The 6,482-nt window shown below is 73.1% G+C and carries 8 protein-coding genes; 2 read left to right on the top strand and 6 right to left on the bottom strand.

The window, feature by feature from the left end:
• Positions 1-42 precede the first annotated feature (42 nt).
• Positions 43-579, top strand: coding sequence for a helix-turn-helix domain-containing protein (locus AB0F81_RS37830; protein ID WP_360205626.1), 537 nt, complete (start codon positions 43-45; stop codon positions 577-579).
• On the opposite strand, the gene AB0F81_RS37835 is transcribed toward AB0F81_RS37830, so the two are convergent.
• From AB0F81_RS37835 to metF, 5 genes are all read right to left on the bottom strand, one after another.
• Positions 554-1,744, bottom strand: a complete 1,191-nt coding sequence (locus tag AB0F81_RS37835; RefSeq protein WP_360205628.1) for an MFS transporter — start codon at positions 1,742-1,744, stop codon at positions 554-556. The genes AB0F81_RS37830 and AB0F81_RS37835 overlap by 26 nt on opposite strands.
• 59 nt (positions 1,745-1,803) lie before the next feature.
• Positions 1,804-2,301: a hypothetical protein gene (locus AB0F81_RS37840; RefSeq protein ID WP_360205631.1), complete on the bottom strand. Its 498-nt coding sequence runs from the start codon at positions 2,299-2,301 to the stop codon at positions 1,804-1,806.
• Between the two features lie 88 nt (positions 2,302-2,389).
• Positions 2,390-2,827: an HNH endonuclease gene (locus AB0F81_RS37845; protein WP_360205633.1), complete on the bottom strand. Its 438-nt coding sequence runs from the start codon at positions 2,825-2,827 to the stop codon at positions 2,390-2,392.
• 111 nt (positions 2,828-2,938) lie between these two features.
• Complete coding sequence (locus AB0F81_RS37850; RefSeq protein ID WP_360205635.1) at positions 2,939-3,604, bottom strand: CDP-alcohol phosphatidyltransferase family protein; 666 nt, start codon at positions 3,602-3,604, stop codon at positions 2,939-2,941.
• The gene (gene metF / locus AB0F81_RS37855; protein WP_360205639.1) at positions 3,601-4,524 is read right to left on the bottom strand and encodes a methylenetetrahydrofolate reductase [NAD(P)H]; all 924 of its coding nucleotides are present in this window, start codon (positions 4,522-4,524) and stop codon (positions 3,601-3,603) included. The genes AB0F81_RS37850 and metF overlap by 4 nt, the downstream gene beginning before the upstream one ends.
• A 91-nt stretch (positions 4,525-4,615) precedes the next feature.
• On the opposite strand from metF, the gene AB0F81_RS37860 reads away from it, so the two are divergent.
• Complete coding sequence (locus tag AB0F81_RS37860; RefSeq protein ID WP_360205641.1) at positions 4,616-5,764, top strand: polyprenyl synthetase family protein; 1,149 nt, start codon at positions 4,616-4,618, stop codon at positions 5,762-5,764.
• A 10-nt stretch (positions 5,765-5,774) separates the two neighbouring features.
• Here the strand turns inward: AB0F81_RS37860 and AB0F81_RS37865 are convergent, their stop codons facing one another.
• Positions 5,775-6,125: an Rv2175c family DNA-binding protein gene (locus tag AB0F81_RS37865; protein WP_360205644.1), complete on the bottom strand. Its 351-nt coding sequence runs from the start codon at positions 6,123-6,125 to the stop codon at positions 5,775-5,777.
• Between the last annotated feature and the right edge of the window lie 357 nt (positions 6,126-6,482).

Genomic DNA, 6,482 nt, shown 5'->3' on the forward strand with positions numbered 1-6,482 from the left:
TGAGCACTCGACTTAGCCGACAATAGTGAGTGGAGACTCGACTTGCCAGAGGTTCCCCTGCGCGCCGACGCCGCACGCAACCGGACGCGCATCCTCGACGCCGCCGAAGCGGTCTTCGCCGAGCTCGGCCCCACCGCGTCCACGGAGGAGGTGGCCCGCCGCGCCGGCGTGGCCATCGGCACGGTCTTCCGCCACTTCCCCACCAAGAAGGATCTGCTCGCCGCCATCATGAAGCGCCTGCTCGCTCAACTGGTGGCCGACGCCGGCGAGCACGATCTGTTCTCGTTCTTCCGGCACGTGGTTGCCGAGGCCGCGGCCAAGAAGACCGTCGCCGACCTGCTCGCGGCCGCGGATCTGGACATCCGCCTCCCGGAGGCCGCCGCCCACCTGCGGGACGCCGTGGAGACGCTCCTGACCACCGCGCAGAGCTCCGGTGCGGTTACCTCCGACGTCCGCCTGCCCGAGGTGATGGCCCTGCTGGTGAGCCTCTGCCAGGGCGCCCTGCACGGCGGCTGGGATCAGGCCCTGCAGAGCCGCATCCTCGACGTCGTCTTCACCGGCCTGCGTCCCCACTCCTGACCCGCTCCGCCGGCGTGCGCATGCTCGCGGCCAGCACGGCGACGGCCGCCACGGCGGCCGCGCCGACCAGCAGCGCCAGGCGGTTGTCCAGCAGGACCAGGGCCGAACCGAGCGGGATGGCCAGCGCGATCGGACCGAACATGACCATGTTGCCGGTGGCGGCCACGCGGCCGAGCAGGTGGTGCGGTGTCTCGGTCTGGATCGCGGTGAGCGCGGCGATCAGCGCCCACGGCAGGCCGAGACCGGCCAGCACGCTGCCGGCGATCATCGCCGGCCACCACGGCAGGCACCAGGCCAGGCAGGCGAGCATGAAGAGTACGGCGCCGAGCACCGCCACCCGGACCGCACCGAGGCGGGACAGCAGCCGGCCGACCAGGATGCCGCCGACGATCGAGCCGGCGCCCTGCGCGCTGGTGAGGAACCCGAGGTACGTCCCGGGCAGGTGCAGTCCGTCGACCACGCGTGACAGCACGGCCGCGTTGGTGACGCCGGAGACCGCGATGGCGACGGCGGCGACCACGACGGGCCGCCGCATCGGTCCCTGCCAGAGGGTGAGCAGGCCGGCCCTGACGGACTGCCAGCCGAGGTTCGCCGACGGCTCGGCGGCGGGGGTGGGCCCGGAGAGGCGGACCAGCGAGTACAGGAGCGCGGTGACGGCGGGCAGCGCGGCACACAGCAGCACGACCGGGACGGGGCCGCGCCACGCGTAGAGGGCGGCGCCGGCGAGGGGCGCCAGCAGGTGCATGCCCTCCTGGGCGCTGGACCGCCAGCCGTTGACACTGCCCAGCGCGTGCTGCGGCAGAGCGGCCGGCAGCAGTGCGGTCTCACCGGCGTCCAGCAGGACGTAGGCGACGCCGCGGACCAGCAGGACGCCGTAGATCAGCGCGATCTGATCCGCCGACCGGACCGTCAGCAGGCTGCACAGCGCGGCGGCCACCAGCAGGTCGACGGTGATCAGCAGCGGGCGGCGCGGGAAGCGGTCGACGAGCACGCCCAGCCACGGCGCGGCCAGGCTCGGCGCGTAGATGCCCAGACCGGCCAGGGCGGCCAGGGCGGCGGACCCGGTCAGGTCGAGGATCCAGATCCCGGCGGCGAGGGTCATCGCCGTCCCGCCGAAGCCGGAGCAGAGGGAGATCAGCACGAACAGCGTGGCGTTGCGGCGCATTCACCACTCCCTGGATTGAGTCGACGAGACTCACATCCTCGAACCTGAGTGGAGTGGTGTCAATCCGGCCTTGCGGCGGTGAGGGCCGTACGCATCCGTGACACGGCAGCTCGCAGGGGTGCGGGAAGCACCGGGATCTCCGGCTCGGAGAGGTCGGCCAGCGCGGCCGCCGCCAGATCGAAAAGGGCGCCGGCCGGGGCGTCCGGCGCGGCCGCCAGGGTCTCGCGGACCAGCACGGCGCGGGCGAACCGGCCGTCCCAGCGACGGTCGGCGCCGACCCGCCGATGCAGCTCGACTGCTGATTCTCGCAGGTGGCGGACGCTTTCACCGTACCCCACATCGAGCTGGACACGATGCGGCCGCGACTCGCGCTCGGCGGCCCGGGCCAGGCGCAGCCGGCGTTGCTCGGCGGCCTGGCGGCTCGCCAGGCCGAGCGCCGCGGCGATCTCCGGCCAGGTCGCGCCGTCGCGCCGGGCGCGATCGATCAGCTCCAGCTCCTCGGCGTCCAGGCTCGCGCGCCGGGCCGGGATCGCCCGCAGGTCACTCAGATCAGCCACGCCGCCAGGCTAGCAGATGTCAATGAAACGTTGACATAGTGAAAGGCGACGGCCGGCGGGTCCCCGTGTGCACCCGCCGGCCGTCTGATCAGGAGAAGGCCGCCCACACCGGCGCGGTCGGCGTCACGCGCAGCGGCATGCGGGCCTCGGCGGGCGTCCGGTCGCCCTTGCGGTTGTTGCACCGGCCGCACGCGGCGACGGTGTTCGACCACTCGTTGCGGCCACCGCGCGAGCGCGGCAGCACATGGTCGATGGTCGACGCAGCGTCACCGCAGTAGGCGCAGACGCGCCCGTCGCGCACCAGCACACCGGCCCGCGACCACGCCGGCCCACGGCCCCGCCGCCAGCGCGTCACCACGTAACTCACCAGCCGCACGACGGTGGGCACCGGGTAGACCCCGATGGTCGCGTCCGGCCGGGCCTCGTGCACCACCGCCACCTGGCGGAACAGCATCCGGATCGCGTGCCGGAGGCTGACCCGGTGCAGCGGTCCGCAGTCGGCGTTCAGCACCAGAACCGCGCTCATTCTCAGTCACCTCCACCACGCCAAAGCCGCAGGTCAGACGGCCTGCCTACGGATAAAGAAAATAGGCGTGGCATCGACGCCGGACAACCGAATAAAGATCGGCGGCAGGGGTCAGCGCAGCGCGCGCCGCACCGCGAACGCCAGCTGGATCAGCCCGGCGGCCTGCAGCAGCGCCCAGACGCCGACCGCCACGACGAGCACCGCCAGGACCCCGTCGTCCGCCACCAGCCCGGCGAGCGGCGCCACGACCAGCCCGCTGATCGTGACCGCCACCCGGGTGGGCCGCTCACCGACCGTGACCACGCCGATCTCGGCCATCCCGGCCGCCGCCGCCCGCGCCCGGACGTACTCGTGCAGCCAGCTCGCCGCGCCCGCCGTCACCGTCAGCCAGCCCGGCACGCCGGCCACCCAGAAGGCCACCAGCCAGGCCAGCTCGCCGACCCGGTCGACCACCGAGTCGTACACGTAACCCGCACGCCCGGCCCGCCCACTGACCACCGCGACCGCGCCGTCCAGGCCGTCGGCGGCCGCGGCCAGCAGGACCAGGAGCGCGCCGAGCGCGAGACCCACCGGCCCGGCCAGCGCCGCGAGCGGCACGGCCAGGCAGAGCAGCAGGCCGGTCACGGTCACCACGACCGGTGCGACATGGCGGTGGTTCAGCCAGCAGCCGATCTCGTACGCCCCGCGCACCCATCCCCGGACCACCGGCGACGCCCGCCGCGGGTCGAGGCCGCCGTGCAGCCCGGACCAGGCGGTGGCGTACTCGTCCCAGGTCAAGCGGCTGCGGCGACCTGAGTGGGCGCCAGCTGCTGCCAGACCTCCCGGGTCGCGGTCGATCGGTTCAGGGTGATGAAGTGGATGCCGGGCACCCCCTCGTCGAGCAGCCGGGCGCACATCGCGCTGCACGTCTCGATGCCCAGTGCCCGGACCGCCGCCTCGTCATCGGCGACCGCCTCGAAACGGCGCAGCAGCTCGGGCGGGAACGGCGCGCCGGACAGCTGCACCGACCGCTCGATCGTCGCCATCCGGGTGACCGGCATGACGCCGGGCACGATCGGGGTGTCGCAGCCGGTCGCGGCGACCCGGTCGCGCAGCCGCAGATAGTCCTCCGCGTCGAAGAACATCTGGGTGATCGCGAAGTCGGCGCCGGCCCGGCACTTGCGGACGAGGTTGCGGGTGTCCTCGTCGACGTCCACCGAGCGCGGATGCTTGTAGGGAAACGCGGCCACCCCGACGCTGAAGTCGCCGGCCTCCCGGACCAGCCGGACCAGGTCCTCGGCGTAGTCCACGCCCTCCGGGTGCCGCACCCACTCGCCCATCGGGTCGCCGGGCGGGTCGCCGCGCAGCGCGAGCACGTTGCGGATCCCGGCGCCGGCCAGCCGGCCGATGACGTTGCGCAGCTCGGCGACCGAGTGGTTCACCGCGGTCAGGTGGGCCATCGGCAGCAGGGTGGTCTCGGTCGCCACCCGCTCGGTGACGGCCACCGTGGTGTCCCGGGTGGTGCCGCCCGCACCGTAGGTGATCGAGACGAAGCTGGGCCGCAGCGACTCCAGCTCGCGGATGGCCTGCCAGAGCAGGCGCTCGCCGTCGGCTGTCTTCGGCGGGAAGAACTCGAAGGAGAACGTCGGGGCCGCCCCGCGGATCAGCTCGCCGATGGACGGCGTGCCGGGCAGGCGGGAGGGAAGACCGAGAGACACACCCGAACTCTACCGGTCGCGGGGTGCGGGTGATCTGCTCGTGCCGCCCGGCAGGCGACCGGATAGCGTCAGAACCGTGACAGTCTCTCCCATGAACCTTTCTCAACCTGGCATCGGGCCTGAAGCGTCCGGTTCGCTTCCCGGTTGCGGGCCGCACGGCCCTGGCCACGTTGAAAAGGGTTCACCAGAGCGGGCCGGCCTGCGGCCGCGTGTCGACAAGGCCCTCGCCGGGTTCCTCGCCACCCAGCGGACCCGGCTCCTGGAGATCGATCCGGCGCTCGGCGAGGTGGCCGACACGGTGGCGGCGTTCGTCCTCGGCGGCGGGAAGCGGCTGCGGCCCGCGTTCGCCTACTGGGGATTCCGCGGCGCCGGCGGGGTGGACTCCGACGAGGTGGTGGCGGCTGTCGCGGCGCTGGAGTTCGTGCAGGCCAGCGCACTGATCCACGACGACCTGATGGACCGGTCGGACACCCGGCGCGGGGAGCCGTCGGTGCACCGGCGCTTCGAGGCCCGGCACGCCGGCGCCGGCTGGCGCGGTTCGGCGGCCGGGTTCGGCGACTCGGCGGCGGTGTTGCTCGGCGACCTGGCGCTGGTCTGGTCCGACGAGCTGCTGCACGGGTGCGGGCTGCCGCTCGCCGATCTGGCCCGGGCCCGGCCGGTCTTCGACCAGATGCGGACCGAGGTGACCGTCGGGCAGTACCTGGACGTGCTCACCCAGGCGACCGCGGACACCTCGCTGGAGCGGGCCGGGAAGGTGGCCCGGTTCAAGTCCGCGAAGTACACCGTGGAGCGCCCGCTGCTGCTGGGCGCGGCGCTGGCCGGTGGCGGCGCCGAGGTGTTCGCCGCGTACGCCGCTTTCGGCCTGCCGCTCGGTGAGGCGTTCCAGCTCCGTGACGACGTGCTCGGCGTCTTCGGCGATCCGGCGCAGACCGGCAAGCCGGCCGGTGACGACCTGCGCGAGGGCAAGCGCACCTACCTGGTCGCGGCCGCCTTCGCCGCGCTGGACGAGGCGGCGCGGGCCGAACTGGACGCCGGGCTCGGCGACCCGGCGCTGGACGACGTAGGGGTGCACCGCCTGCGGGCGATCATCCGGGACTGCGATGCGCTGGCGGCGACCGAGAAGCGGATCGACACCCTGATGGACGAGGCGCTGGCGGCGCTGCGGCAGGCCCCGATCGAGGACGAGGCCCGCGAGGTCCTGTTCGCGCTGGCCGAGGCGGCCACCCGCCGCTCGGTCTGACGCCCCGCGCTCAGAAGCCGAGGGCCTGGGCGCGCCGCTTCACCTCGCGGGCCTGGGGCCCGCCGAGGCCCGTTGCCGCGTTGCCGCCGAGGGCCTCGTCCGGTTCGTACAGCCACCGGAGCGCCTCTTCGTCGTTGTACCCGGCGTCATGCAGCAAGTTGAGGACGCCCGGCAGGTGCTTGAGCACGGTGGCGTTGGCCACCAGTTCCGAGGGCACGAGGCGGATGCCGTCGCGCCGGACGGCGAGCAGCGCGCCTTCGCGGATCATCTGATGCACCTTGCTGATCGACACGCCGAGTTTCTCGGACACGTCCGGCAGGGTGATCCATCCGGCCGGGCCGGCGGTTACGGGTTCGCTCACTCGTACAGCGTGCCAGACCGAAAAAGGAGACCAGTGATGAGCCTGTGGCGCAGGATCCGCGACGAGCTGACCGGTGCGTGGCGTTCGTTGCGCTACGACCTGGGCCGGCGACCGGTGGAGCCGGCCGGCGGCCCGGACGTCACGTCCACCGGAATGAGTACCTTCCCGGGGTCGCTGGTCGGCCTGCCCGTCGCGCAGCCCGAGGTGAACGCCCGACCCCCGAGGCGATTTGTCGCGGTTACGGCGTTCTGTTTGCTTGCTGTGCTCGGCGCACGTCGATGGCGATGCCGTCGCTGCCGGTGCGGAACCCGGCGATCGGCTCGCCTTCGATCACGGCGGTGAAACCGGGTTCGGCCC

Source organism: Actinoplanes sp. NPDC024001 (genome assembly GCF_040638955.1).
Classification (GTDB): domain Bacteria; phylum Actinomycetota; class Actinomycetes; order Mycobacteriales; family Micromonosporaceae; genus Actinoplanes.

Excerpts from the sequence above, each read along its gene's own strand:
- AB0F81_RS37860 (WP_360205641.1), top strand. The coding sequence starts at position 4,616 with ATGAACCTTTCTCAACCTGGCATCGGGCCTGAAGCGTCCGGTTCGCTT.
- AB0F81_RS37835 (WP_360205628.1), bottom strand. The coding sequence starts at position 1,744 with ATGCGCCGCAACGCCACGCTGTTCGTGCTGATCTCCCTCTGCTCCGGC.
- AB0F81_RS37845 (WP_360205633.1), bottom strand. The coding sequence starts at position 2,827 with ATGAGCGCGGTTCTGGTGCTGAACGCCGACTGCGGACCGCTGCACCGG.